The organism is Streptomyces sp. 135, from assembly GCF_020026305.1.
Classification (GTDB): domain Bacteria; phylum Actinomycetota; class Actinomycetes; order Streptomycetales; family Streptomycetaceae; genus Streptomyces.
The window spans coordinates 3,225,675-3,247,355 of the sequence record NZ_CP075691.1; the positions used below are offsets into that span (position 1 = coordinate 3,225,675).

At 70.5% G+C, this 21,681-nt stretch carries 24 protein-coding genes, 1 tRNA gene, 1 pseudogene and 1 riboswitch; of the genes and pseudogenes, 9 read left to right on the plus strand and 17 right to left on the minus strand.

Annotation, left to right across the window (positions count from 1 at the left end; genetic code table 11):
- The first annotated feature begins 31 nt into the window (after positions 1 to 31).
- Positions 32 to 1,354 carry an SGNH/GDSL hydrolase family protein gene (locus KKZ08_RS14465; RefSeq protein ID WP_223774836.1) on the plus strand — a complete coding sequence of 441 codons (1,323 nt, stop codon included), beginning with the start codon at positions 32 to 34 and terminating at the stop codon, positions 1,352 to 1,354.
- A 111-nt stretch (positions 1,355 to 1,465) separates the two neighbouring features.
- Here the strand turns inward: KKZ08_RS14465 and KKZ08_RS14470 are convergent, their stop codons facing one another.
- From KKZ08_RS14470 to KKZ08_RS14485, 4 genes are read right to left on the minus strand one after another with little or no spacing between them, the layout of a single operon-like run.
- Positions 1,466 to 2,341 (minus strand): DUF1707 domain-containing protein, encoded by an 876-nt coding sequence (locus KKZ08_RS14470; protein WP_223774837.1) that lies wholly within the window; start codon positions 2,339 to 2,341, stop codon positions 1,466 to 1,468.
- A 10-nt stretch (positions 2,342 to 2,351) separates the two neighbouring features.
- Positions 2,352 to 3,317 (minus strand): ABC transporter ATP-binding protein, encoded by a 966-nt coding sequence (locus KKZ08_RS14475; protein WP_223774838.1) that lies wholly within the window; start codon positions 3,315 to 3,317, stop codon positions 2,352 to 2,354.
- A gap of 6 nt (positions 3,318 to 3,323) precedes the next feature.
- On the minus strand, positions 3,324 to 4,166 hold the full coding sequence (locus tag KKZ08_RS14480) for an ABC transporter permease (RefSeq protein ID WP_223774839.1): 843 nt from the start codon (positions 4,164 to 4,166) through the stop codon (positions 3,324 to 3,326).
- Complete coding sequence (locus KKZ08_RS14485) at positions 4,159 to 4,980, minus strand: ABC-2 family transporter protein (protein WP_223774840.1); 822 nt, start codon at positions 4,978 to 4,980, stop codon at positions 4,159 to 4,161. The genes KKZ08_RS14480 and KKZ08_RS14485 overlap by 8 nt, the downstream gene beginning before the upstream one ends.
- 186 nt (positions 4,981 to 5,166) lie before the next feature.
- On the opposite strand from KKZ08_RS14485, the gene KKZ08_RS14490 reads away from it, so the two are divergent.
- Entirely contained in the window at positions 5,167 to 7,569 is a 2,403-nt protein-coding gene (locus KKZ08_RS14490) for a transglycosylase domain-containing protein (RefSeq protein WP_223774841.1), read from the plus strand.
- A 21-nt stretch (positions 7,570 to 7,590) separates the two neighbouring features.
- Here KKZ08_RS14490 and KKZ08_RS14495 read toward each other — a convergent pair whose 3' ends face one another.
- From KKZ08_RS14495 to KKZ08_RS14505, 3 genes are all read right to left on the minus strand, one after another.
- Positions 7,591 to 7,911, minus strand: a complete 321-nt coding sequence (locus KKZ08_RS14495; protein WP_127912809.1) for a multidrug efflux SMR transporter — start codon at positions 7,909 to 7,911, stop codon at positions 7,591 to 7,593.
- 52 nt (positions 7,912 to 7,963) lie between these two features.
- Positions 7,964 to 8,029: riboswitch (guanidine-III (ykkC-III) riboswitch) on the minus strand.
- Between the two features lie 63 nt (positions 8,030 to 8,092).
- The gene (locus KKZ08_RS14500; protein WP_223774842.1) at positions 8,093 to 8,437 is read right to left on the minus strand and encodes a co-chaperone GroES; all 345 of its coding nucleotides are present in this window, start codon (positions 8,435 to 8,437) and stop codon (positions 8,093 to 8,095) included.
- Between the two features lie 66 nt (positions 8,438 to 8,503).
- On the minus strand, positions 8,504 to 8,824 hold the full coding sequence (locus KKZ08_RS14505; RefSeq protein WP_223774843.1) for a DUF3618 domain-containing protein: 321 nt from the start codon (positions 8,822 to 8,824) through the stop codon (positions 8,504 to 8,506).
- Between the two features lie 148 nt (positions 8,825 to 8,972).
- Here KKZ08_RS14505 and bcp point away from each other — a divergent pair, with 148 nt between their 5' ends.
- From bcp to KKZ08_RS14525, 4 genes and pseudogenes are all read left to right on the plus strand, one after another.
- Positions 8,973 to 9,440 carry a thioredoxin-dependent thiol peroxidase gene (bcp, locus tag KKZ08_RS14510; protein WP_223774844.1) on the plus strand — a complete coding sequence of 156 codons (468 nt, stop codon included), beginning with the start codon at positions 8,973 to 8,975 and terminating at the stop codon, positions 9,438 to 9,440.
- Positions 9,441 to 9,599: 159 nt separating this feature from the next.
- Positions 9,600 to 11,096: a glycine betaine/L-proline transporter ProP gene (proP, locus tag KKZ08_RS14515; protein ID WP_223774845.1), complete on the plus strand. Its 1,497-nt coding sequence runs from the start codon at positions 9,600 to 9,602 to the stop codon at positions 11,094 to 11,096.
- 11 nt (positions 11,097 to 11,107) lie between these two features.
- Positions 11,108 to 11,185: pseudogene (locus KKZ08_RS14520) on the plus strand (HNH endonuclease); the annotation flags it as partial.
- Positions 11,186 to 11,260: 75 nt separating this feature from the next.
- Positions 11,261 to 11,336, plus strand: a tRNA-Leu gene (locus tag KKZ08_RS14525).
- Positions 11,337 to 11,393: 57 nt separating this feature from the next.
- Here the strand turns inward: KKZ08_RS14525 and rdgB are convergent.
- The 4 genes from rdgB to KKZ08_RS14545 all read right to left on the minus strand — a co-directional run bounded on the left by rdgB (position 11,394) and on the right by KKZ08_RS14545 (position 13,664).
- Positions 11,394 to 11,996: an RdgB/HAM1 family non-canonical purine NTP pyrophosphatase gene (gene rdgB / locus KKZ08_RS14530; protein ID WP_223774846.1), complete on the minus strand. Its 603-nt coding sequence runs from the start codon at positions 11,994 to 11,996 to the stop codon at positions 11,394 to 11,396.
- A gap of 44 nt (positions 11,997 to 12,040) precedes the next feature.
- Positions 12,041 to 12,436 carry a hypothetical protein gene (locus tag KKZ08_RS14535; RefSeq protein WP_223774847.1) on the minus strand — a complete coding sequence of 132 codons (396 nt, stop codon included), beginning with the start codon at positions 12,434 to 12,436 and terminating at the stop codon, positions 12,041 to 12,043.
- 132 nt (positions 12,437 to 12,568) lie between these two features.
- Complete coding sequence (gene rph / locus KKZ08_RS14540; protein WP_223774848.1) at positions 12,569 to 13,315, minus strand: ribonuclease PH; 747 nt, start codon at positions 13,313 to 13,315, stop codon at positions 12,569 to 12,571.
- Between the two features lie 115 nt (positions 13,316 to 13,430).
- Positions 13,431 to 13,664 carry a PTS glucose/sucrose transporter subunit IIB gene (locus KKZ08_RS14545; RefSeq protein ID WP_160505264.1) on the minus strand — a complete coding sequence of 78 codons (234 nt, stop codon included), beginning with the start codon at positions 13,662 to 13,664 and terminating at the stop codon, positions 13,431 to 13,433.
- A 234-nt stretch (positions 13,665 to 13,898) separates the two neighbouring features.
- Here KKZ08_RS14545 and KKZ08_RS14550 point away from each other — a divergent pair, with 234 nt between their 5' ends.
- Complete coding sequence (locus KKZ08_RS14550; RefSeq protein ID WP_223774849.1) at positions 13,899 to 15,224, plus strand: PTS transporter subunit EIIC; 1,326 nt, start codon at positions 13,899 to 13,901, stop codon at positions 15,222 to 15,224.
- Positions 15,225 to 15,448: 224 nt separating this feature from the next.
- Complete coding sequence (locus KKZ08_RS14555) at positions 15,449 to 16,696, plus strand: PTS transporter subunit EIIC (RefSeq protein WP_223774850.1); 1,248 nt, start codon at positions 15,449 to 15,451, stop codon at positions 16,694 to 16,696.
- A gap of 71 nt (positions 16,697 to 16,767) precedes the next feature.
- On the opposite strand, the gene KKZ08_RS14560 is transcribed toward KKZ08_RS14555, so the two are convergent.
- On the minus strand, positions 16,768 to 17,520 hold the full coding sequence (locus KKZ08_RS14560) for an MBL fold metallo-hydrolase (protein WP_223774851.1): 753 nt from the start codon (positions 17,518 to 17,520) through the stop codon (positions 16,768 to 16,770).
- Positions 17,521 to 17,742: 222 nt separating this feature from the next.
- On the opposite strand from KKZ08_RS14560, the gene KKZ08_RS14565 reads away from it, so the two are divergent.
- Positions 17,743 to 18,210 carry a type II toxin-antitoxin system PemK/MazF family toxin gene (locus tag KKZ08_RS14565; RefSeq protein ID WP_223774852.1) on the plus strand — a complete coding sequence of 156 codons (468 nt, stop codon included), beginning with the start codon at positions 17,743 to 17,745 and terminating at the stop codon, positions 18,208 to 18,210.
- Between the two features lie 96 nt (positions 18,211 to 18,306).
- Here the strand turns inward: KKZ08_RS14565 and KKZ08_RS14570 are convergent, their stop codons facing one another.
- The 5 genes from KKZ08_RS14570 to KKZ08_RS14585 form a co-directional block, all read right to left on the minus strand.
- A complete protein-coding gene (locus KKZ08_RS14570; protein ID WP_223774853.1) occupies positions 18,307 to 19,260 on the minus strand; it encodes a cysteine synthase in 954 nt (317 codons plus the stop codon).
- 11 nt (positions 19,261 to 19,271) lie between these two features.
- A complete protein-coding gene (locus tag KKZ08_RS14575) occupies positions 19,272 to 19,559 on the minus strand; it encodes a MoaD/ThiS family protein (protein ID WP_223774854.1) in 288 nt (95 codons plus the stop codon).
- A 131-nt stretch (positions 19,560 to 19,690) separates the two neighbouring features.
- Positions 19,691 to 19,792: a putative leader peptide gene (locus KKZ08_RS38970; protein WP_320590866.1), complete on the minus strand. Its 102-nt coding sequence runs from the start codon at positions 19,790 to 19,792 to the stop codon at positions 19,691 to 19,693.
- 101 nt (positions 19,793 to 19,893) lie between these two features.
- Entirely contained in the window at positions 19,894 to 20,667 is a 774-nt protein-coding gene (locus KKZ08_RS14580; RefSeq protein WP_223774855.1) for an ABC transporter ATP-binding protein, read from the minus strand.
- On the minus strand, positions 20,664 to 21,677 hold the full coding sequence (locus KKZ08_RS14585; protein WP_223779057.1) for an iron ABC transporter permease: 1,014 nt from the start codon (positions 21,675 to 21,677) through the stop codon (positions 20,664 to 20,666). The genes KKZ08_RS14580 and KKZ08_RS14585 overlap by 4 nt, the downstream gene beginning before the upstream one ends.
- Positions 21,678 to 21,681: the final 4 nt, after the last annotated feature.

The window sequence follows — 21,681 nt, forward strand, 5'->3', positions numbered from 1 at the left end:
GGCTCCCCCTGCCCGAGGAGACAGAGCCCGCATGACCAAGCGACACGGTTATGCCCTTCTCGCCGCGGTCATCGCGGTCATAGTGGTGATTTCCGCCGCCATATACGTCGGCGTCGCCGGCACCGACGACGGCTCGCAGGACACCATCAGCGCGGGTCCGCAGGGCCCCCGCAACTCCGCCGCCCCCGCCTCCTCCGGCACCTGGGTCGGCTCCTGGTCCGCCTCGCCCGCGGGGTACGAACCGGGCACGGAACGCAAGGGGTTCGCAGGCCGCTCCATCCGCAACGTCGTGCACACCAGCGTCGGCGGCGAGAGCGTCCGCATCACCCTGTCGAACCTCTACGGAACCACGCCGCTGAGCATCACCCACGCCTCCGTCGCGCTGGCCTCCGCGTCGAACGACCCGGCCGCGGCCCCCGGCACGCTGCGCCGCCTCACGTTCAACGGCAACACCTCGGTGGTGATCCCGCCGGGCGCCCAGGTGATGAGCGACGGTGCCCGGCTGCGGGTCCCGCACGACAGCGACCTGCTGGTGACGACGTACTCGCCGACGCCCTCGGGCCCGGTGACGTACCACCCGCACGCGCGCCAGATCAGCTTCGTCGCCGAGGGCGACCGCACCGAGGACGCGGCGGGCGACGCCTACACCGAGCAGAGCCCCTACTGGCGCTACCTCTCCGCGGTCGACGTGCTGAGCACCGAGACCGACGGCACCGTCGTCGTCTTCGGCGACTCCATCACCGACGGCATCACGTCCACGATGGGCGCCAACCGCCGCTGGACCGACGTCCTCGCCGACCGCCTGCGCGAGGAGTCGGGCGCGCCCCGCTACGGCGTCGTCAACCAGGGCATCAGCGGCAACCGCATCCTGTCCGACGGCCGCGGGCGGCCCGCCGTCAACCCGTCGGGCCTCTCCCGCTTCGACCGTGACGTGCTCGACCGCACGGGCGTGAAGGCCGTGGTCATAGCCCTCGGCGTCAACGACATCCTGCGCAACCCGCACCAGAACGACCCGGACCGCATCGTCGAGGGCCTGCGCGAGCTGACCCGGCAGGCGCACACGCGCGGCCTGCGCGTCGTCGGCGCGACGCTGATGCCGTTCGGCGGCCACCGCGGCTACGAGCCCGCGCTCGAAGCGGTCCGCCAGTCGGTGAACGAGCAGATCCGCTCGGGCCGGGTCTTCGACGAGTTCGTCGACTTCGACCGCGCCCTGCGCGACCCGTACGACCCGCGCACGCTGCGCGAGCAGTACGACTCGGGCGACCACCTGCACCCGTCCGACGCGGGCTACCGCAAGATGGCGGAGACCTTCAACCTCTCGCACCTCAAGGGCTCGGCGGCGGCACAACTCTGACGGCCCCTTCGTCCGCGGGCCGCCTCGGGGCCGCCCCCACAGGGGCGCGGGGAACTGCGCGACCAGCCCCACACGGCCCGCGGACGCCCGACGCCGGCCACCCAAGACCCCCTACTGCGAATCCCCAGGGCTGTCCTGCGGCACATCCTGCGACCCAGTCACCCGCGGCGGCCCCTCCCGCCGCTTCTCACGCTTACGCGCATGCAACTCATGCCGCTCCCCGTGCCCCAGGCGATGCCGCTCCAGCTGCGCCGCACGACGCGCCTCCCGGCGCTCCAGCTTCTCGCGCCGCCGCTCCTCCTTGAGCCGCAGCTTCTCGGCCTTGCGCAGCTTGCGGTCGACGCCGACGCCGCCCATCAGGGCGAAGCCCTTGACGACCACGCGGGGCGAGCCGGGGGTGCCCACACCGGTCGCCTTGTCGTCGAAGCCGCCCATGATCCCGAAGCCGCGGACGACGACGTTCATCTCGGGCGGCACGATGACCTGGAGGCCGCCCATCACGGTGAAGCAGCGGATCTCCACGTCGCGCTCGGTGAAGTACGCCTCGCGCAGGTCGATCTCGCCGCCGCCCCACATCGCGAACGCGGTGAACTGCCGCCCCACGACCCAGCCGCCCTTGCGGCTGAACCCGCTCCAGAAGGCGAAGCCGCCGACCGAGGACGGTTCGCCGTCCACCATCCGCCCCGCCCAGTCGATGGTGGCCGGGGCATCGCTCTCGGGGCTCCCGGGCCGCTTCACCATGGACACCTTGGCGGCCCCGTGCGTGGGCAGGTCGCGGGTGATCGGCTCCAGCTCGCCGTAGGTGCGGGCCTTGTACGTGGCGTCCAGGCGCTCCTCGAACTCCGACATGTCGAGGCGGCCCTCGGCCAGCGCGTCCCGCAGCAGCTCGGCGACCCGCTCACGGTCGGCGTCGGCGGCCCGCAGGTCGGGCAGTTCGGGCCCGGCGGGTCCGTGCGATGTTCCCCCGGAGGATGCAGCGTCACTCATGAGGGGCAGCCTACGAGGTCACCTTGTCCGCGTACATCTTGGCGATGACCGCCTCGATGTCCGGCTCCCTGACCGAGAGATCGACCATGGGGTACCGGTCCGCGATCCGCGCGACAAGGGGAGCCGCCGACTCCGCCGCCGGGAAGGCGAGCCACTGGCGCGGGCCCTCCACCTTCACCACCCGCGCCGACTCGACCTCGATGGGCGGCAGTTCACGCTCCAGGTCCACGACGAGGGTGCGCTCGCTCTCACCCACCTCGTGCAGGCCGGCCAGCGGACCGTCGTACATCAGGCGCCCGTGGTCGATGACCATCACGCGCTTGCAGAGCTGCTCGATGTCAGTGAGGTCATGGGTGGTGAGCAGGACGGTGGTGCCGGACTCCGCGTTCAGATCACGCAGGAACTGGCGCACCTTCGCCTTGCTGATGACGTCAAGGCCGATCGTCGGCTCGTCCAGGTAGAGCACCTCCGGGTCGTGCAGGAGCGCCGCCGCGATGTCGCCGCGCATCCGCTGGCCGAGCGAGAGCTGGCGCACGGGCACGTCCAGCAGCGCGCCCAGTTCGAGCAGCTCCACGCACCGGTCGAGGTTCTCGCGGTAGCGGGCGTCCGGGATGCGGTACATGCGGTGCGTCAGGCGGTACGAGTCGATGAGCGGCAGGTCCCACCAGAGGGTGGTGCGCTGGCCGAAGACCACGCCGATGCGCCGGGCGAGGCGGGTGCGGTCGCGGGACGGGTCGATGCCCGCCACGCGCAGCCGGCCGCCGCTCGGCGTCAGGATCCCCGTCAGCATCTTGATCGTCGTCGACTTTCCCGCGCCGTTCGGCCCGATGTAGCCCACCATCTCGCCGCGCGGCACGGTGAAGGAGATGCCGTCGACCGCCCGCACCTCGTGCCGCTCGCGCCGCAGGAAGCCCGTCTTCCTGCGGACGTCGAAGACCTTCTCGACGCCGTCCAGCTCGATGAGGTCGGTTTCCATGAGGCGTCAGCTCCCTGTGCTGCGGTACGAACGAAGACCCGTGCGCCAGGCGAGCCCGGCGAGGGCGAGGCAGCCCGCGGCCACCAGCGGCGGCGTGAACGCCACCCACACCGGCAGGTCGAGCGGATAGGGCCGCCCGAGGACGTACAGGGCGGGCAGCCAGTTCACGAAGGCGAGCGGCAGGACGAAGGTGACGCCGCGCACCAGGTCCTTGGCGAAGACGGTCGGCGGGTACTGGAGCAGCGTCGTGCCGCCGTACGTGAAGGCGTTCTGCACCTCGGCCGCGTCCCGCGCCACGAACTGGAAGGCCGCGCCCGCCACGAACAGCGCCCCGAAGATCCCCGCCCCGCCGAGCAGCATCATCGGCACCGTCAGGACCTTCACCACGGTCCAGTCGATGTCCAGGACCACCAGCGCGTACGTGAGGACGAGCGCGCCCTGCGTGAGCCGGCCGATCCGGTGCAGCCCGAAGCGGTCGGCGGCGACCTGGGCGATGACCGGGGCGGGCCGCACGAGGAGCGTGTCGAGGGTGCCGTCGCGCACCCGCTTGCCGAGGCGGTCCATGGAGCCCAGCGAGAGGTCGGCGAGGCCGAAGGCGGTGCACGAGGCGCCGTACAGGAAGGCGATCTCGGCCAGCGAGTAGCCGCCGAGCCGGTCCACCTGGGAGAACATCAGCAGGATCGCCGCGAAGTCGAAGGCGGTCACCGCGAAGTTGCCGAGCGCGGTCATCGCGAAGGACAGGCGGTAGGCCATGAGGGAGCGGACCCACATGGCGGAGATCAGCCGGTAGGCGCGCAGGCCGTCGCGCACCTGGGCCCGCCGGAAGCGCACCCGGGACGGGTCAGCCACCCTGGACCACCACCCGTCGGGTCGCCACGGCCTGGAGCAGCCGCCCGGCGGTCAGCAGCGCCGCGGCCCAGCCGAGCTGGAAGGCGTACATGCGTATCAGGTCGAGGCCGGTGTGCCGGCCGAGGAACACGTCCGCGGGGACCTGGAGCAGCGCCGACCAGGGCAGCGCGCGGGCGACCTCGCCGAGCGCCCCGGGGAAGACGTTCAGCGGCAGGAGCATCCCGGAGAAGAAGGTGCCCGCGAGCATCGCCACCTGGCTGACGCCCGCGCCGTCCATGGTCCAGAACGCGGAGAGCGCCACCAGGAAGCGCAGCGCGAAGCTGACGAGGGCGCCGAGCACGACGGCCGTGAGGAACGCGAGCCAGCGCAGCGGATCGGCGGGCAGCGCCAGGTCGAAGACGAGCGCGCCGGCCGCCATCGGCAGGACGCCGCGCCCGAGGAGCTGGAAGAGGGCGCGGCCCAGGTCGCTCGCCAGCCACCAGGCCTGGAGGTCGGCGGGCCGGTAGAGGTCGACGGCGATGTCACCGGTGCGGATCCGCTCGATCAGCTCGCCCTCGAAGCCGCCGCCCATCAGCGCCATGACCGTGAGCAGGGCCTGCCCGAGCCAGACGAAGGTGACGGCCTGCGCCTGGTCGTACCCGCCGAGGCCGGGCCGCTCGTCCCAGAGCGCGAGGTAGGTGTAGGCGAGGATCAGCCCGAAGACGGTGTTGGTGAACACTCCTGCCGCGGTCGCGACCCGGTAAGTGGCGTATCTGCGGAACCCTCCTTCGGCGACGGCGGCGTACAGACGGAACCGTCCTGCGCGCACGTGCATCCCTTTCACAGTGAGCCTCGTCCCGAATCGGGCCAAAGCGCAGGATCGTACTGTGACCGGGATCGCACGCGCCAGGCATTTTCGCCTCGGGGGCGCGTGCCTGGTGTCGACTCCTGTGGCGACAGTGTGCAATGGGGGTTACGAGGCGTACTGGACGTACGACGCTAACCGGGAGTTCCGCAAGACATGAGCGACGAGCCGCAGCAGCAGGGCCCCGCCGGGGACGGTGGCGAGGCCACCGGGACCGGCAAGGCCAAGAAGCCGAAGCGCCCCAAGCGCACGGGCTGGCGGCGGCTCTTCCCGACCTGGCGCATGGTCCTCGGCGGCTTCCTGCTGCTGGCCCTGCTCTGCGTGGGCGCCTTCCTGGCCGGCTACCTGCTGGTGGAGATCCCCCCGGCCAACGCCGCGGCGACCAAGCAGAGCAACGTCTACCTGTACGAGGACGGGACGGAGATCGCGCGTGACGGAAAGGTCAACCGCGAGAACGTCCCGCTGTCCGAAGTCCCCCTGCACGTCCAGCGCGCCGTCCTCGCCGCCGAGGACCGCGACTTCCACAGCGAGTCCGCGGTCGACCCGAAGGCGATGGTCCGCGCGGCCTGGAACACCGTCACCGGCAAGGGCAAGCAGTCCGGCTCCACGATCACCCAGCAGTACGTGAAGAACTACTACCTGGGCCAGGAGCAGACGGTCACCCGCAAGGTGAAGGAGTTCTTCATCTCCATCAAGCTGGACCGCGAGGTGAGCAAGGACGACATCCTCTCCGGCTACCTGAACACCAGCTACTTCGGCCGCAACGCGTACGGCGTGCAGGCCGCCGCCCAGGCGTACTACGGCAAGAACGTCAAGGACCTCTCCACCGCCGAGGGCGCCTACCTCGCGACCCTGCTCAACTCCCCCAACGCGTACGACGTCGCCACGCACCCCGAGAACAAGCAGCGCGCGGCGGGCCGCTGGAACTACGTCCTGGACGGCATGGTCAAGGAGGGCTGGCTCGGCAAGGCGGACCGGGCGAAGGCGAAGTTCCCGATGCCCGACGAGGCCAAGGGCGCGGCGGGCCTGTCCGGGCAGCGCGGCTATGTCGTGAAGGCCGTCGAGGACTACCTCACCACCAACAAGATCATCGATGAGGACACCCTCGCCAAGGGCGGCTACCGCATCACCACCACGCTCCAGAAGGACCGCCAGGACGCCTTCAAGAAGGCCGTCGACGACCAGGTGATGTCGAAGGTCGACAAGGACGCCCGCAAGGTGGACCGCAACGTCCGCGCGGGCGGCGCCTCCATCGACCCGGCCACCGGCAAGGTCGTCGCGATGTACGGCGGCATCGACTACACCAAGCAGTACGTCAACAACGCCACGCGCCGCGACTACCAGGTCGGCTCGACGTTCAAGCCGTTCGTGTTCACCTCGGCGGTGGAGAACGGCTCGGTCACCCAGGACGGCCGCCCCATCACCCCCAACACCGTGTACGACGGCACCAACAAGCGTCCCGTGCAGGGCTGGAGCGGCGGCACGTACGCCCCCGAGAACGAGGACCAGGTCTCCTACGGCGAGACCACCGTCCGCGAGGCCACCGACAAGTCGGTGAACTCGGTGTACGCGCAGATGGCCGTCGACGTCGGCGCCGACAAGGTCAAGGACACCGCGATCGCCCTCGGCGTCCCGAAGACCACCCCCGACCTCACCGCGTCCCCCTCCATCGCGCTCGGCCCCTCCACCGCGAGCGTCCTGGACATGACCGAGGCGTACGCGACCCTGGCCAACCACGGCAAGCACGGCACGTACACGATCGTCGAGAAGGTCACCAAGGGCGGCGAGGAGGTCGAGCTGCCGGAGCAGGCCACCAAGCAGACCGTCACCCGCGAGGCCGCCGACACCACCACGTCCATCCTGCAGAGCGTCGTCCAGGGCGGCACCGGCACCGCCGCCCAGGGCGCGGGGCGGCCCGCCGCGGGCAAGACCGGCACCGCAGAGAACGACACGGCGGCCTGGTTCGCCGGCTACACCCCCGACCTCGCCACCGTGGTCGCCGTCATGGGCCAGGACCCGGAGACCGGCGCGCATACCCCGCTGTACGGCGCCCTCGGCGAGACCCGCATCAACGGCGGCGCCTACCCGGCCCGCGTCTGGGCGCAGTTCACCAAGGCCGCCCTGGAGGGCAAGCCGGTCAAGGACTTCGACCTGGAGCTGGAGCAGGGCGCTGACCTGCCGCTGCCGCCCGACCCGACCACCACCGGCGGCACGCTGCCCCCGGAGAGCGGCAAGCCCACCGAGGGCGGCCCCACCGACGGCGGCACGACGGACGGCGGCACCGGCACGGGCGGCGCCACCACCACCGGCGGCGGCACGGACACCGGCGGCGCGACCACCACCGACGGCGGCACGGACACCGGCGGACCGGCCACCGGCGGCCAGACGGGTGACCAGACCGACGGCGGAGCCACCACGGACGGCGGCGCCACCGACGGCGGAACGGCCGACGGAGGAACCCCGGGCGGCCCGACGGACGGCGGCACCGACGCGGGAGGAGCCACCGACGACGGCGGCGCCTCGGACGGCGGCGCGATCGGCGCCCTGACGGACGACTAGCGCCCGCCGCCCCGGGCCGGGTCAGTGCCCGGAGGTCGCCTTCAGGCCGACCACGGCCACCAGCAGCAAGCAGACGAAGAAGATCCGCGCGGCGGTGACCGGCTCACCCAGGATCACCATGCCGAGCACCGCCGCGCCCGCGGCACCGATGCCCACCCACACGCCGTACGCGGTACCGATGGGCAGCGACCTGGCGGCGTACGACAGCAGCAGCATGCTCGCGACGATGCCCGCGCCCGTGAACACGCTGGGCCACAGCCGGGTGAATCCGTCGGTGTACTTCATCCCGATCGACCAGCCCACTTCGAGCAGACCGGCGACGATCAACAGAACCCAGGCCATGACGGCACCTCCGACGAGTAGGACACGCGCCGGGCGCGTGTCGCCTGATGGGGGCGCGTCGTCTTTGCGGAAACCCGGTACGGCGCGTCTCGTCGGGGTGCTTCCATCGTAGCAAAGGCATGCGTAAGGGGCCGGTGACAGTGGTCACCAGCCCCTTGCCGAAGGTCCTTGGCGGGCCCGGCTACAGATACAGGCCCGTCGTGTCCTCGGAGCCCTCGAACCGGTCCGCGGCCACGGCGTGCAGATCGCGCTCGCGCATCAGGACGTACGCCACGCCCCGCACCTCGACCTCGGCGCGGTCCTCGGGGTCGTACAGCACCCGGTCGCCCGGCTCTACCGTGCGGACGTTCTGCCCGACGGCGACCACCTCGGCCCAGGCGAGCCTGCGGCCCACGGCCGCGGTCGCGGGGATCAGGATGCCGCCGCCGGAGCGCCGCTCGCCCTCACTGGTGTCCTGCCGCACGAGCACGCGGTCGTGCAGCATCCGGATGGGCAGCTTGTCGTCGTGGTGGGTCTTCTCGCTCACGCCACCGAACCTACCCGCACCGGCACGGTATGCGGCCCTCCGGGGGCAGGTATGCGGCCCACCGGGTCAGCTGTCGCGGCGCCGCGAGGCCACCACGCACAGCCCGACGAGCCCCACGGCCACCAGGGCGACCGGGACGATCCGCTCGATACGGGGTGAACCGTCCTCCGCGACGAACCGGCCCTTCACGTCCGAGACGAATCGGTTCGCCCCGACGTACGCCCGGCCCAGTGAGTTGTCCACACTGGAGACGACCCTCGCCTTCGCGTCCCCGACGATCGTCTTCGGGTGGACGCGCACCCCGATCTCGTCGAGGGTCTCGGCCAGCTGGTCGCGCCGGCGCTTGATGTCCGCCTCGATCTGCGCAGGGGTCCTGGCATCCGACACCGCGCTGCCTCCAGGTCGTATCGATGATGTGGACGTGATCCGTGACCACAGTCTGTCAGCTTCACGCGCGCCGCACCCCACGGCACCCCTATTACGCTCGACTCCGTCACCACACCTTTTACGCATGCCCACCGCGAGGAGACCGAAGATGAGCGAGCGACTTCAGCCCGGCGACACCGCCCCCGCCTTCACCCTGCCCGACGCCGACGGCAAGGACGTCTCGCTGGCCGACCACAAGGGCCGCAAGGTCATCGTCTACTTCTACCCGGCCGCCCTCACCCCCGGCTGCACCAAGCAGGCCTGCGACTTCACCGACAACCTCGACGTCCTCGCCGCGGCCGGATACGACGTCATCGGCGTGTCGCCGGACAAGCCGGAGAAGCTCGCGAAGTTCCGCGAGCAGGAGAACCTCAAGGTCACGCTGGTCGGCGACCCCTCCAAGGAGACCCTGGAGGCCTACGGCGCCTTCGGTGAGAAGAAGCTCTACGGCAAGACGGTGACCGGCGTCATCCGCTCCACCGTCGTCGTCGACGAACAGGGCAAGGTCGAGCACGCCTTCTACAACGTGAAGGCGACCGGCCACGTCGCCAAGATCATCAGGGACCTCGGCGTCTGACCGACGGCTCCCGCGGCCCCGACACCGGCCCTGCCGTCGGCCCACACTGTGACAAAGCCCCCCTCACAGGGGGCTTCCGTTTGCATCGGCGATGACCGAGCAAGTGAGCCGGAGGGGATTTTCGGGGGAGCACGTCCGAAGAACGAAAGGAACCACTCCATGGCGGCCCACGACGAGACCGCGGCCGATACCGAGGCGATCAGACGCCACCGCACACTGTTCCGGGCCGCCAAACGGCGCAAGAACCCGCCGCTGCGCCGCACCGACATCACGGTCACGGACGAAGCCGCGGTCAAGCGGGCGGTCAAGGCCGCCTCGCTCGGCAACGCCATGGAGTGGTTCGACTTCGGCATCTACAGCTACCTGGCCGTCACCATCGGCCACGTCTTCTTCCCTTCCGGGAACGACACGGTCCAGCTGATCTCCTCCTTCGCGACCTTCGCGGTCTCCTTCCTGGTCCGGCCCATCGGCGGCATGGTGTTCGGCCCGATGGGCGACAAGATCGGCCGCAAGAAGGTCCTCGCGCTGACGATGATCATGATGGCGATCGGCACGCTCGCCATCGGCCTGATCCCGTCCTACGCCACGATCGGCTTCTGGGCCCCGGTCCTGCTGATCTTCTTCCGCCTCGTCCAGGGCTTCTCCACGGGCGGTGAGTACGGCGGCGCGTCCACCTTCATCGCCGAGTACGCCCCCGACAAGCGCCGCGGCTACTTCGGCAGCTTCCTGGAGCTCGGCACCCTGGCCGGCTACACCGGCGCGGCCGGTCTGGTCCTCATCCTGAACACCACGCTCGGCGCGGACACCATGGAGTCCTGGGGCTGGCGCGTACCGTTCCTGGTCGCGGGTCCCCTGGGCCTCGTCGGCCTCTACCTGCGCCTCAAGCTCGACGAGACGCCCGCCTTCCAGAAGCTGGAGGACGCCAGCTTCCACTCGGCGTCCGAAGGCGCCTCCACCGTGGAGACCACGGCCAAGGGCGACCTGGCGAAGATCTTCCGGCGGCACTGGCCGACGCTGATCCTCTGCGTCGCGCTCGTCGGCGCGTACAACGTCACCGACTACATGCTGCTGTCGTACATGCCGACGTACCTCTCCGACGAGCTCGGCTACGACGACTCCCACGGCCTGCTGATCCTCATCGGCACGATGATCGTCCTGATGCTGATCATGAACCAGGTCGGCAGGCTCTCCGACCGCTTCGGCCGCAAGCCGCTGCTGATGACGGGAATGCTGGGCTTCCTGTTCCTCTCCCTCCCGTCCTTCCTCCTCATCAAGCAGGGCAGCCTGCTCGCGGTCTCGGGCGGCATGCTCCTGCTCGGCCTCTCCCTGGTCTGCCTCCTCGGCACGATGTCGGCGACGCTCCCGGCCCTCTTCCCCACCTCGGTCCGCTACGGCTCCCTCTCCGTGGGCTACAACCTCTCCGCCTCCCTCTTCGGCGGCACGGCGCCCCTGGTGATCACGTCCCTGATCAGCGTCACGGGTACGGACATGGTCCCGGCGTACTACTCGATGGCAGCGGCGGTCGTCGGCGTCATCGCGGTGGCCTGCATGAAGGAAACGGCCCAGAAGCCGCTGTCGGGTTCACCACCGTCGGTGGAGACGAAGGAGGAGGCGGCGGAACTGGTCGAGGCCCAGGCGACGGCTCCGCGGTTCTGACCTCGCCCCCCCTGGTCCTGGAGATCGACCACATCAACGGCGACCGGCTGGACACCAGGCGCGAGAATCTGCGGTACCTCTGCCCGTGATGCCACAGCCAGACGACATCTTTCGCCGTTCGCTCCCGCACGCGCCCGCAGGGACAGTAAGCTGTACAGCGACCTGCGCCCGTACGCCAAAGGCTGAGCGGCGTCGTTTAGGTCGACGTGTCTGTCGGTTCGAATCCGACCGGGCGTACCACCAGACCGAAGGCCCGGCCCGCACCACGCGAGCCGGGCCTTCGGCATGTGCGGCCCCTCAGCCCAACAACTCCCGCACCACCGACACCAGCCCCCGGAACGCCTTGCCGCGATGGCTGATCGCGTTCTTCTCCTCCGCCGTCAGCTCCGCGCACGTGCGCGTCTCGCCCTCCGGCTGGAGGATCGGGTCGTAGCCGAAGCCGCCCGAGCCCGAGGGGGCGGTGCGCAGGGTGCCGCGCAGTTGGCCCTCCACCACCCGTTCCGTGCCGTCCGGCAGGGCCAGGGCCGCCGCGCAGGCGAAGTGGGCGGCGCGGTGTTCCGGGGCGATGTCGGACAGCTGGGCCAGGAGGAGGGACAGGTTCGCGGCGTCGTCTCCGTGGCGGCCCGCCCAGCGGGCGGAGAAGATACCGGGGGCGCCGCCGAGGACGTCGACGCAGAGGCCGGAGTCGTCGGCCACGGCGGGCAGACCCGTGGCCTGGGCGAGGGCGTGCGCCTTGAGCAGGGCGTTCTCGGCGAAGGTGACGCCGGTTTCCTTGACGTCGGGGATCTCGGGGTAGGCGTCCGCGCCGACGAGCTCATGGGTGAGGCCTGCGTCGGCGAGGATCGCCCTCAGTTCCGTGATCTTGCCGTTGTTGCGGGTGGCGAGGATGAGGCGGGTCATGCCCCCAGTATCCAAGCAAGCATCCGGGGGGCACGACGGGTCCGCTACGGCGTGCAGACCTTCGTCAGTTCGCCCGCCGCGTCGGTGACGGGACCCACGTCAGGGGTGCCGTCACCGCTCTTGATGGCCTCGCGCACGTTGTCGACGGCCTTGTCGAGGTCGTCGACCGCCTTGTTCACGTCGGTGTCGTCGGTCTTGTCGCTGATCTTGTCGAGGTTCTTGCCGATGTCGTCGAGGGCCCGGTCGGCCTCGGCGGGGTTGTCGGCGGCGTTCTCGACGGCCTGCTGGAGGTCGGTGACGCTGTCGGCGATGGTGTCGGCGGTCTGGACGCAGTCCAGGGCCTTTTCGACGGCGCTGCAGCCGACGAGGCCGACACCGGCCGGTACGGCGATCAGTACGGCGGCGACGGTGGTGGCGATACGACGGTGGCGCGCGGCCATGGTTCGGTCCCTCCCCAAGGTGCGTACGGGCGCACGGTGGTGCCCGTGCGCCCGTACTCGTGACTACTTGTAACAACGCCCGTCAGGGGGTCGTTGGTTGCGTGCGCGGCGAAGGTCACCGCCGCGTGATCGTCACCGTGTCGCTTCGAGCGCCTCGCGCTGGAGGGCGGCGAGGTCCTCGCAGCCGCCGACGGCGAGGTCGAGGAGCGCGTTGAGCTCCTTGCGGTCGAAGGGCTCGGCCTCGGCGGTGCCCTGGACCTCGACGAAGCGGCCGTCGCCGGTGCAGACGACGTTCATGTCGGTCTCGGCCCGCACGTCCTCCTCGTAGCAGAGGTCGAGGAGGGGGACGCCGCCGACGATGCCGACGGAGACGGCCGAGACGGTGTCGGTGAGGGGCTTGCGGCCTGCCTTGACGAGCTTCTTGCCCTGGGCCCAGGCGACGGCGTCGGCGAGGGCGACGTAGGCGCCGGTGATGGCGGCGGTGCGGGTGCCGCCGTCGGCCTGGAGGACGTCGCAGTCGAGGACGATGGTGTTCTCGCCGAGGGACTTGTAGTCGATGACGGCGCGCAGGCTGCGGCCGATGAGGCGGGAGATCTCGTGGGTGCGGCCGCCGATCTTGCCGCGGACGGCTTCGCGGTCGCCGCGGGTGTTGGTGGAGCGGGGCAGCATCGAGTACTCGGCGGTGACCCAGCCCTCGCCGCTGCCCTTGCGCCAGCGCGGGACGCCCTCGGTGACGGAGGCGGTGCAGAAGACTTTGGTGTCGCCGAAGGAGATGAGGACGGAGCCCTCGGCGTGCTTGCTCCAGCCGCGTTCGATGGTGATGGGGCGGAGTTGCTGGGGGGTGCGGCCGTCGATGCGGGGGGCGGGCGTAGAGGACATGGGCTGAGCCTATCGGGACATGGGTGAGGGCCTTCCCCGGTCAGGGGAAGGCCCTCGTCCGTGCAGCCGTGCAGCCCTGCGGCCGTGCAGCCGTGGAGCCCTGCGGTTCAGGAACTCACATCATGTCTTCGATGTCCGCGGCGATCGGGTCGGCGTCGGTGCCGATGACGACCTGGATCGCGGTGCCCATCTTGACGACGCCGTGGGCGCCGGCGGCCTTCAGCGCGGCGTCGTCGACGAGGCTCGGGTCGTTGACCTCGGTGCGGAGGCGGGTGATGCAGCCCTCGACCTCTTCGATGTTGTCGATGCCGCCGAGCCCGGCGACGATCTTCTCAGCCTTGCTGGCCATGTGTTTCTCCCTGGTTCCAAAGGACGCGGCCCTCAGCGCGCCGCAGGTCCGCTATGTCACGTTAACGCACGGTTGGACCATCTTCGCGGGCGGATACGGCACGCGTGCCCAATGATGACGATCAAGGTGTCGCCTCATGCCGGTTCCCGTCGAGGCGGCGCTCTCACCCGTTCTCAACTGGTCTACACCAGTTTTCGACGACCGCCAAACCAGGCCTGTCCCGGGAGGACGCCGATGAGTTCCGACGCTGCCGCGGCCCCACGGAAGAAGCCACGGAAGAAGTGGTGGAACGGCCTGTTCCAGGGCTTGCAGAAGATGGGCCGCAGCCTCCAGCTCCCCATCGCGGTCCTGCCGGCCGCCGGCATCCTCAACCGCCTCGGCCAGCCGGACGTCTTCGGCGACGACGGGCTCGGCTGGACGAACGTCGCCAAGGTCTTCGCGGCGGCGGGCGGTTCCCTGCTCGACTCCTCGCTCGGCCTGCCGCTGCTGTTCTGCATCGGCGTCGCGATCGGCATGGCGAAGAAGTCGGACGGCTCCACGGCGCTCGCCGCGGTCGCGGGCTTCCTCGTCTACTACGCGGTGCTCCGCGCCTTCCCCGACGACTGCCCCACCGACACCACCTTCTCCGCCGCCGGGATGTGGGGCGGCGTCTGCGTCGCGGAGGACGGGACGGTCGCGCAGGCGGCGTACCAGAATCCCGGGGTGTTCGGCGGCATCGTGATGGGGCTGCTGGCCGCGTGGTTCTGGCAGCGCTACCACCGCGTGAAGCTGGTCGACTGGCTCGGCTTCTTCAACGGCCGCCGCCTGGTGCCGATCATCATGGCCTTCGTCGGGCTGGTCTTCGCGGGGCTGTGCGTCTGGATCTGGCCGCCGATCGGTGACGCGCTGACGAGCTTCTCGAAGTGGCTGGTGGATCTGGGCTGGCTGGGCTCCGGCATCTTCGGCGTCGCGAACCGCGCGCTGCTCACGGTGGGCCTGCATCAGTTCCTGAACACGTTCGTGTGGTTCCAGTTCGGTGACTACACGAAGCCGGACGGCACGATGGTGCACGGTGACATCAACCGGTTCCTCGCGGGTGACCCGTCGGCGGGCCAGTTCACCTCGGGGTTCTTCCCGATCATGATGTTCGCGCTGCCGGCGGCGGCGCTGGCGATCACGCACTGCGCGCGGCCGGAGCGGCGCAAGGTGGTCGGCGGCATGATGCTCTCGGTCGGTCTGACGTCGTTCGTCACGGGCATCACCGAGCCGATCGAGTACTCGTTCCTCTTCATCGCCCCGCTGCTGTACGCGCTGCACGCGGTGCTCACCGGTGTCTCGATGGCGGTGACGTGGGCGCTGGGCGTGAAGGACGGCTTCAGCTTCTCGGCGGGGCTGATCGACTACGTCATCAACTGGAGCCTGGCGACGAAGCCGTGGCTGATCCTGCTGATCGGTCTGGGCTTCGGGGTCGTGTACTACTTCGTGTTCCGCTTCGTGATCGTGAAGTTCGATCTGGCGACGCCGGGGCGGGAGCCGGAGGAGGAGGCGGAGGCGTTGGACCGGGAGCAGACGAAGGCGTGACTCCTCGGCACCGTAGCGCCCGGGCCCCTCCGCAAGGCCCTCGGACCTCGGGTCCGGGGGCCTTTCGTCGGCCTTTTCCGGATATGGCCCAGCACACAGGAATCACAGGTTCCTTATGTCACCTTCACCGTGCTACAACAGGTCTACACCAGTGAGTGGTGTAGACCACCTGGATGCTGTCCACCCCCAACTGTCCCCGACAGCACCCGCACATGGAGGAAGACATGAGTACGGCCACCGCCAAGGCGGCGCCCGCGAAGAAGCGGGGCTCCGGCCTGTTCCAGGGCTTGCAGAAGGTGGGCCGCAGTCTCCAGCTGCCCATCGCCGTCCTGCCCGCCGCCGGCATCATGGTGCGGCTCGGTCAGGATGACGTCTTCGGCAAGGACGGCCTCGGCTGGGACAAGGTCGCCGCGGTCTTCAACAACGCCGGCGGTGCGATCACCGGCTCGCTGCCGCTCCTCTTCTGCATCGGTGTGGCCATCGGCTTCGCCAAGAAGGCGGACGGCTCCACCGCGCTCGCCGCCGTCGTCGGCTTCCTCGTCTACAGCAAGGTACTCGAGGCCTTCCCGGTCACCGAAGCGGTGGTCAAGAAGGGCGAGGACGCTCCGGCCGTCTACAACAATCCAGGGGTCCTCGGCGGCATCATCATGGGCCTGCTGGCCGCGATGCTGTGGCAGAAGTACCACCGCACCAAGCTGGTCGACTGGCTCGGCTTCTTCAACGGCCGCCGTCTCGTCCCGATCATCATGGCCTTCGTCGGCATCCTCGTCGGCGTCTTCTTCGGTCTGGTCTGGGAGCCCATCGGTCACGGCATCGAGAACTTCGCCGAGTGGATGACCGGTCTCGGCGCCGGTGGCTCCGCGCTCTTCGGCGGCATCAACCGCGCGCTGATCCCGATCGGCATGCACCAGTTCGTCAACACCATCGCCTGGTTCCAGCTCGGCTCCTTCAACGACGGCGGCGAGATCGTCCACGGCGACATCGCCCGCTTCCTGGCCGGTGACCCGTCCGCCGGTATGTACATGTCGGGCTTCTTCCCGATCATGATGTTCGGCCTCCCGGCCGCCGCGATCGCCATCGCCCACTGCGCGCGCCCCGAGCGCCGCAAGGTCGTGATGGGCATGATGATCTCGCTGGCGCTGACCTCGTTCGTGACCGGTGTGACCGAGCCGATCGAGTTCACCTTCATGTTCATCGCCCCGGTCCTCTACGCGCTCCACATTGTGCTGACGGCCGTCTCGATGGCGGTGACCTGGGCGCTCGGTGTGCACGCCGGCTTCAACTTCTCCGCCGGCTTCATCGACTACGCCCTTAACTGGAGCCTCGCGACCAAGCCGTGGCTGATCATCCCGATCGGTCTGGTCTTCGCGGCGCTGTACTACTTCGTCTTCCGGTTCGCGATCCTCAAGTTCAACCTCACCACCCCGGGCCGTGAGCCGGAGGAGGAGATCGAGGACCTCACCAAGGCGTAGCCCTCACCCCGCTCACGCCGAAGGCCCCGGAACCGGTTCGGTTCCGGGGCCTTCGGCGTGCGTCGGCGGGATCAGACCTCGTACGTCGCTCCAGCCGCCGCCAGGTCCGCCGGCCCCCCGTACACCGCCCGCGCGTCCGCGAGGTTCACCCGCGGGTCCGTCCACGGCGGGATGTGCGTGAGCAGCAACCTTCCCGCACCGGCGCGCTGCGCGCACTCGCCCGCCTCGCGGCCGTTCAGGTGCAGGTCGGGGATGTTCTCCTTGCCGTGCGTGAACGCCGCCTCGCACAGGAACAGGTCCGTGCCCGCGGCGAGTTCGTCCAGGCTGTCGCAGCTGCCGGTGTCGCCGGAGTACGTGAGGGACCTGCCGCCGTGTTCGACGCGGATGGCGTACGCCTCGACGGGGTGGCGCACCTTCTCCGTGCGCACCGAGAACGGGCCGATCTCGAACGACGCCGGCTTCACCGTGTGGAAGTCGAAGACCTCGCTCATCGAGGAGGCCGAGGGCGTGTCGGCGTACGCGGTGGTGAGGCGCTGCTCGGTGCCCTCGGGGCCGAAGACCGGGATGGGTGCGCAGCGGCCGCCCTCGTGCCGGTAGTAGCGCGCCACGAAGTACGCGCACATGTCGATGCAGTGATCGGCGTGCAGATGGCTGAGGAAGATCGCGTCGAGGTCGTACAGACCGATGTGGCGCTGCAGCTCGCCGAGGGCTCCATTGCCCATGTCGAGCAGCAACCGGAAGCCGTCGGCCTCGACGAGGTAGCTCGAACAGGCCGACTCCGCGGACGGAAACGACCCCGAGCAGCCGACGACGGTGAGCTTCATGAAGCTGGAACCTCCGCGCTGGCGAAAGAGCTGGGGGGTGGGTGTGCGGTCCGTCGAGCGTAAGGCGCAAAAGGCCTGGTCGCTCCTCCGTCACGGGCCGTTGTGGGGGAACTCACCTGCGCTGTCACCGGTTCGGGGGGCGTGCGGGGCGGGCGTGCGGGCCGGGGGTTCAGTGGCGGGCGGGGCGGGCGGTACGGGTGGCGCACCGGTACCGTCGTGCGTATGGACACGTCCTGGTGGCTCGCGCTGGCCGCCGTGGTGGTGCTCGCGCTGGTCGTCGCGCTGGTGGACGGCTGGGGGCGCGGGCCCCGGCGGCCCGGCACCCGTCCGCCGGGCGCCCTGCCCGGAAGCGGCCGCCGCGGGGCCCTGGCGGCGGCTTCCGCGCCGCGGCCCGCGGAGATCTGGTGGGCGCGGGTGCCTTATGAGGACGGGCCCGGCGGCAAGGACCGGCCGTGCCTGGTCCTGTCGGTGCGCGGGGAGCGGGCGCGCGTCGCGAAGATCACCAGCAAGTACCACGAGGAGCGGGCGGGCGTGATTCCGCTGCCGCCGGGTGCGGTCGGCGACGCGCATGGCCGTCCCAGCTTCCTGGAGACCGATGAGCTGCGGGACGTACCGCTGTGGGAGTTCCGGCGCAGGGCCGGGGTGGTGGATCCGGTGCTGTGGGACCAGGTGAAGTATCTGGCGGGGTGAGCGTCGCCGGGCGGCCTCGGCCGCCGCTGCCCGGGCCGGGGAAACGCCGCTGCCCGGGTCGGGGAACCGGCCCGGGCAGCGGACTTCGCGCGGCGGCTAGGCCCAGAGCTGGCCCTGGAGCGTCTCGATGGCCGCCTCGGTGGTCGGGGCGGTGTAGACGCCGGTCGACAGGTACTTCCAGCCGCCGTCGGCGACGACGAAGACGATGTCGGCCCGCTCGCCCGCCGCCACCGCCTTCCTGCCGACGCCGATCGCGGCGTGCAGCGCGGCGCCGGTGGAGACGCCCGCGAAGATGCCCTCCTCCTTGAGCAGTTCCCGGGTGCGGGTCACCGCGTCGGCCGAGCCGACGGAGAAGCGGCTGGTCAGGACGGAGGCGTCGTACAGCTCGGGGACGAAGCCCTCGTCGAGGTTGCGCAGGCCGTAGACGAGGTCGTCGTAGCGCGGCTCGGCGGCGATGATCTTGATGTCGGGCTTCTGTTCGCGCAGGTAGCGGCCGACGCCCATGAGGGTGCCGGTGGTGCCGAGCCCCGCCACGAAGTGGGTGACGGAGGGCAGGTCCGTGAGGATCTCCGGGCCCGTCGTGGCGTAGTGGGCGCCCGCGTTGTCGGGGTTGCCGTACTGGTAGAGCATCACCCAGTCCGGGTGCTCGGCTGCCAGCTCCTTGGCGACGCGGACGGCGGTGTTGGAGCCGCCTGCCGCCGGGGAGGAGATGATCTCGGCGCCCCACATGGCGAGCAGGTCGCGCCGCTCCTGGGAGGTGTTCTCCGGCATGACGCACACGATGCGGTAGCCCTTGAGCTTGGCCGCCATGGCGAGCGAGATGCCGGTGTTGCCGGAGGTCGGCTCCAGGATCGTGCAGCCGGGCGTCAGCCGGCCGTCCTTCTCGGCCTGTTCGACCATGTGCAGCGCCGGCCGGTCCTTGATGGAGCCGGTCGGGTTGCGGTCCTCCAGCTTGGCCCAGATGCGGACCTGGTCGGAGGGGGACAGGCGCGGCAGGCGGACGAGCGGCGTGTTGCCGACCGCGGCGAGCGGGGAGTCGTAGCGAGGCATCCGGGACGGGCCTAAACCATGCCGCCGGCGACGGCCGGCAGGATCGTGACGCTGTCGCCGTCGTTGAGCTTCGTGGAGATGCCGTCGAGGAAGCGGACGTCCTCGTCGTTGAGGTACACGTTCACGAAGCGGCGCAGCTTGTCGCCGGTCGCTGGGTCGATGAGTCGCTCGGCGATGCCCGCGTGCCGCGAGTCGAGGTCGCCGAAGAGCTCGGCGAGGGTGTCGCCGTTGCCCTGGACGGCCTTCTCGCCGTCGGTGTAGCTGCGGAGGATGGTGGGGATGCGGACCTCGATGGCCATGGCTGAGGGCTCCTGTCGGGAGAGTTCAGGTGAAGGGGCGCGCGGCGGTCCGGTCGTGGTCGTGCACCGGTGTGCGCGGTCGTACGCGGTTGAGGCGCCGCGGCCCGTTTCCGGCCGTACGGCGGCAGGGGTCAGCGCGAACAGATGGCGCTGCTGAGCCTGCACAGGTCGACGTGCAGACGCGCCACGAGCAGCATGCCCGGCATCTTGTCGCTCACGTCGTGGGAAACCATGCGCTCATCGTATCGATTCCCGGTCCGGGTTCTGGAATGTGATCTCACATGGTGGATGGTTTCCGTCCACCGGCTGGATGTCGGCTGATGTCGGACGGCTGTCACCTGGGCGCGGGGAGGTAGGTGACCGTCGGCGACCCGGTCGCGGGGTGCACCGCGACCTCCGCCGTCACGCCGTACACCTCGGCGAGGAGATCGCTGGTCAGGACCTCCTTGGGGGTGCCGGAGGCGATCAGCGTGCCGGCGCGCAGGACATGCAGGCGGTCGCAGTAGTACGCCGCGAGGTTCAGGTCGTGCAGGGCGAGGAGATTGGTCGTGCCGAGGCCGCCGACCAGGCCGAGGATCTCCAGCTGGTAGCGGATGTCGAGGTGGTTGGTCGGCTCGTCGAGGACGAGGACCGCGGGATGCTGCACCAACGCCCGTGCCACCAGGGCGCGTTGGCGTTCGCCGCCGGAGAGCGCGGCGAAGGAGCGGTCGGCGACGGCCTCGGCGCCGACGCGCGCCAGGGCGGCCCCCACCAGTTCCTCGTCCCGCGCGGTGTCCCCCTCCCAGAAGCGTTTGTGCGGGGAGCGGCCCATCGCGACGACCTGCCGCACGGTGAGGTCGAAGCCCGCCTGGCCGTCCTGCGGCACGGTGGCGACGCGCCGCGAGCGGGCCTTGGCGCCGAGCGCGGTCAGGTCGTCCCCGTCGAGCAGGACGCGGCCCGCGGTCGGGGTGAGCGCGCCGTACACGCAGCGCAGCAGGGTCGTCTTGCCGCTGCCGTTGGGCCCCACGATGCCGACCGTCTCGCCGTCGGCGACGGTCAGTGAGACGCCGTCGAGCAGGCGGGCGCCACCGGGGGTGGTGTAGCCGAGGTTCTCGGTGCGCAGCTTCACGCGGGCGCCCCTTCGTGCGTACGGCTCCTGTGCAGCAGCCACAGGAAGAACGGGCCGCCGGTGAGGGCGGTGAGGACGCCGACCGGGATGTCCTGGGGCGCCGCGAGCGTGCGTGCGGCGAGGTCGGCGGCGACCAGGAAGACCGCGCCCATCAGCGCCACCACCGGGAGCAGGGTGCGGTGGGCGGCGCCGACCAGCATGCGGGCGGCGTGCGGCACCATCAGGCCGACGAAGCCGATGGCCCCGCTGTACGCGACGAGGACGCCGGTCAGGAGCGAGGCGAGGACGAAGACGGCGGCGCGGAAGCGGGCGGTGTCCAGGCCGAGGACGGTGGCGCCCTCCTCGCCGACGAGCAGCAGGTCCAGCGGGCGGGCCAGCGCCACCAGGAGGGCGGTGCCCACGGCCAGGACGGCGCAGGGCAGGGCGAGCATGTCCCAGCGGGCGCCGCCGAGGCCGCCGAGCGTCCAGTACAGGACTTCCTTGAGGTGGTCGGCACTGTCGGCGGTGACGAGGATGAGGCTGGTCAGGGCGGTGAGCACGTACGAGACGGCGACGCCCGCGAGGATCAGCCGCCCGGTGGCGAAGCCTCCGCCACCGCTTCGGGCCAGGGCGTAGACGAGGACGAGCGCGAGCAGCGCACCCGCGAAGGAGGCCGCGGGGATGGTGACGGCGGTGCTGAGGGCGGCGCCCAGGCCGAAGACACCGCCGAGGACGATCGCGCTGACGGCGCCGACGGAGGCGCCCGAGGAGACGCCGAGGAGGAAGGGGTCGGCGAGGGGGTTGCGTACCAGTGCCTGGAGGACGGCGCCGATGACCGCGAGGCCGGCGCCGACGGCCGCGCCGAGCAGGACCCGGGGCAGGCGGACGTCCAGCACGATCGTGCGGAACGGAGAGGGTTCCGCACCGCCGGTGAGGATGTCCAGGACCTGGCTCGGCGGGATGCGTACGGAGCCCAGGGCGAGGCCGGCGAGGACCGCGGCCGCGAGGGCTGCGGTGAGTGCCGTCAGGATCGTG

Coding starts and splice junctions, on each gene's coding strand:
- KKZ08_RS14570 (WP_223774853.1), bottom strand. CDS start 19,260: ATGCCTCGCTACGACTCCCCGCTCGCCGCGGTCGGCAACACGCCGCTC.
- KKZ08_RS14495 (WP_127912809.1), bottom strand. CDS start 7,911: ATGGCCTGGGTTCTGTTGATCGTCGCCGGTCTGCTCGAAGTGGGCTGG.
- KKZ08_RS14475 (WP_223774838.1), bottom strand. CDS start 3,317: ATGGAAACCGACCTCATCGAGCTGGACGGCGTCGAGAAGGTCTTCGAC.
- KKZ08_RS14465 (WP_223774836.1), top strand. CDS start 32: ATGACCAAGCGACACGGTTATGCCCTTCTCGCCGCGGTCATCGCGGTC.
- KKZ08_RS14545 (WP_160505264.1), bottom strand. CDS start 13,664: ATGGCCAGCAAGGCTGAGAAGATCGTCGCCGGGCTCGGCGGCATCGAC.
- KKZ08_RS14560 (WP_223774851.1), bottom strand. CDS start 17,520: ATGAAGCTCACCGTCGTCGGCTGCTCGGGGTCGTTTCCGTCCGCGGAG.
- rph (WP_223774848.1), bottom strand. CDS start 13,315: ATGTCCTCTACGCCCGCCCCCCGCATCGACGGCCGCACCCCCCAGCAA.
- KKZ08_RS14575 (WP_223774854.1), bottom strand. CDS start 19,559: ATGGCCATCGAGGTCCGCATCCCCACCATCCTCCGCAGCTACACCGAC.
- KKZ08_RS14555 (WP_223774850.1), top strand. CDS start 15,449: ATGAGTACGGCCACCGCCAAGGCGGCGCCCGCGAAGAAGCGGGGCTCC.
- KKZ08_RS38970 (WP_320590866.1), bottom strand. CDS start 19,792: ATGGTTTCCCACGACGTGAGCGACAAGATGCCGGGCATGCTGCTCGTG.
- rdgB (WP_223774846.1), bottom strand. CDS start 11,996: ATGACCCGCCTCATCCTCGCCACCCGCAACAACGGCAAGATCACGGAA.
- KKZ08_RS14470 (WP_223774837.1), bottom strand. CDS start 2,341: ATGAGTGACGCTGCATCCTCCGGGGGAACATCGCACGGACCCGCCGGG.
- KKZ08_RS14485 (WP_223774840.1), bottom strand. CDS start 4,980: ATGCACGTGCGCGCAGGACGGTTCCGTCTGTACGCCGCCGTCGCCGAA.
- KKZ08_RS14535 (WP_223774847.1), bottom strand. CDS start 12,436: ATGGCCGCGCGCCACCGTCGTATCGCCACCACCGTCGCCGCCGTACTG.
- KKZ08_RS14565 (WP_223774852.1), top strand. CDS start 17,743: ATGGACACGTCCTGGTGGCTCGCGCTGGCCGCCGTGGTGGTGCTCGCG.
- KKZ08_RS14490 (WP_223774841.1), top strand. CDS start 5,167: ATGAGCGACGAGCCGCAGCAGCAGGGCCCCGCCGGGGACGGTGGCGAG.
- bcp (WP_223774844.1), top strand. CDS start 8,973: ATGAGCGAGCGACTTCAGCCCGGCGACACCGCCCCCGCCTTCACCCTG.
- KKZ08_RS14550 (WP_223774849.1), top strand. CDS start 13,899: ATGAGTTCCGACGCTGCCGCGGCCCCACGGAAGAAGCCACGGAAGAAG.
- proP (WP_223774845.1), top strand. CDS start 9,600: ATGGCGGCCCACGACGAGACCGCGGCCGATACCGAGGCGATCAGACGC.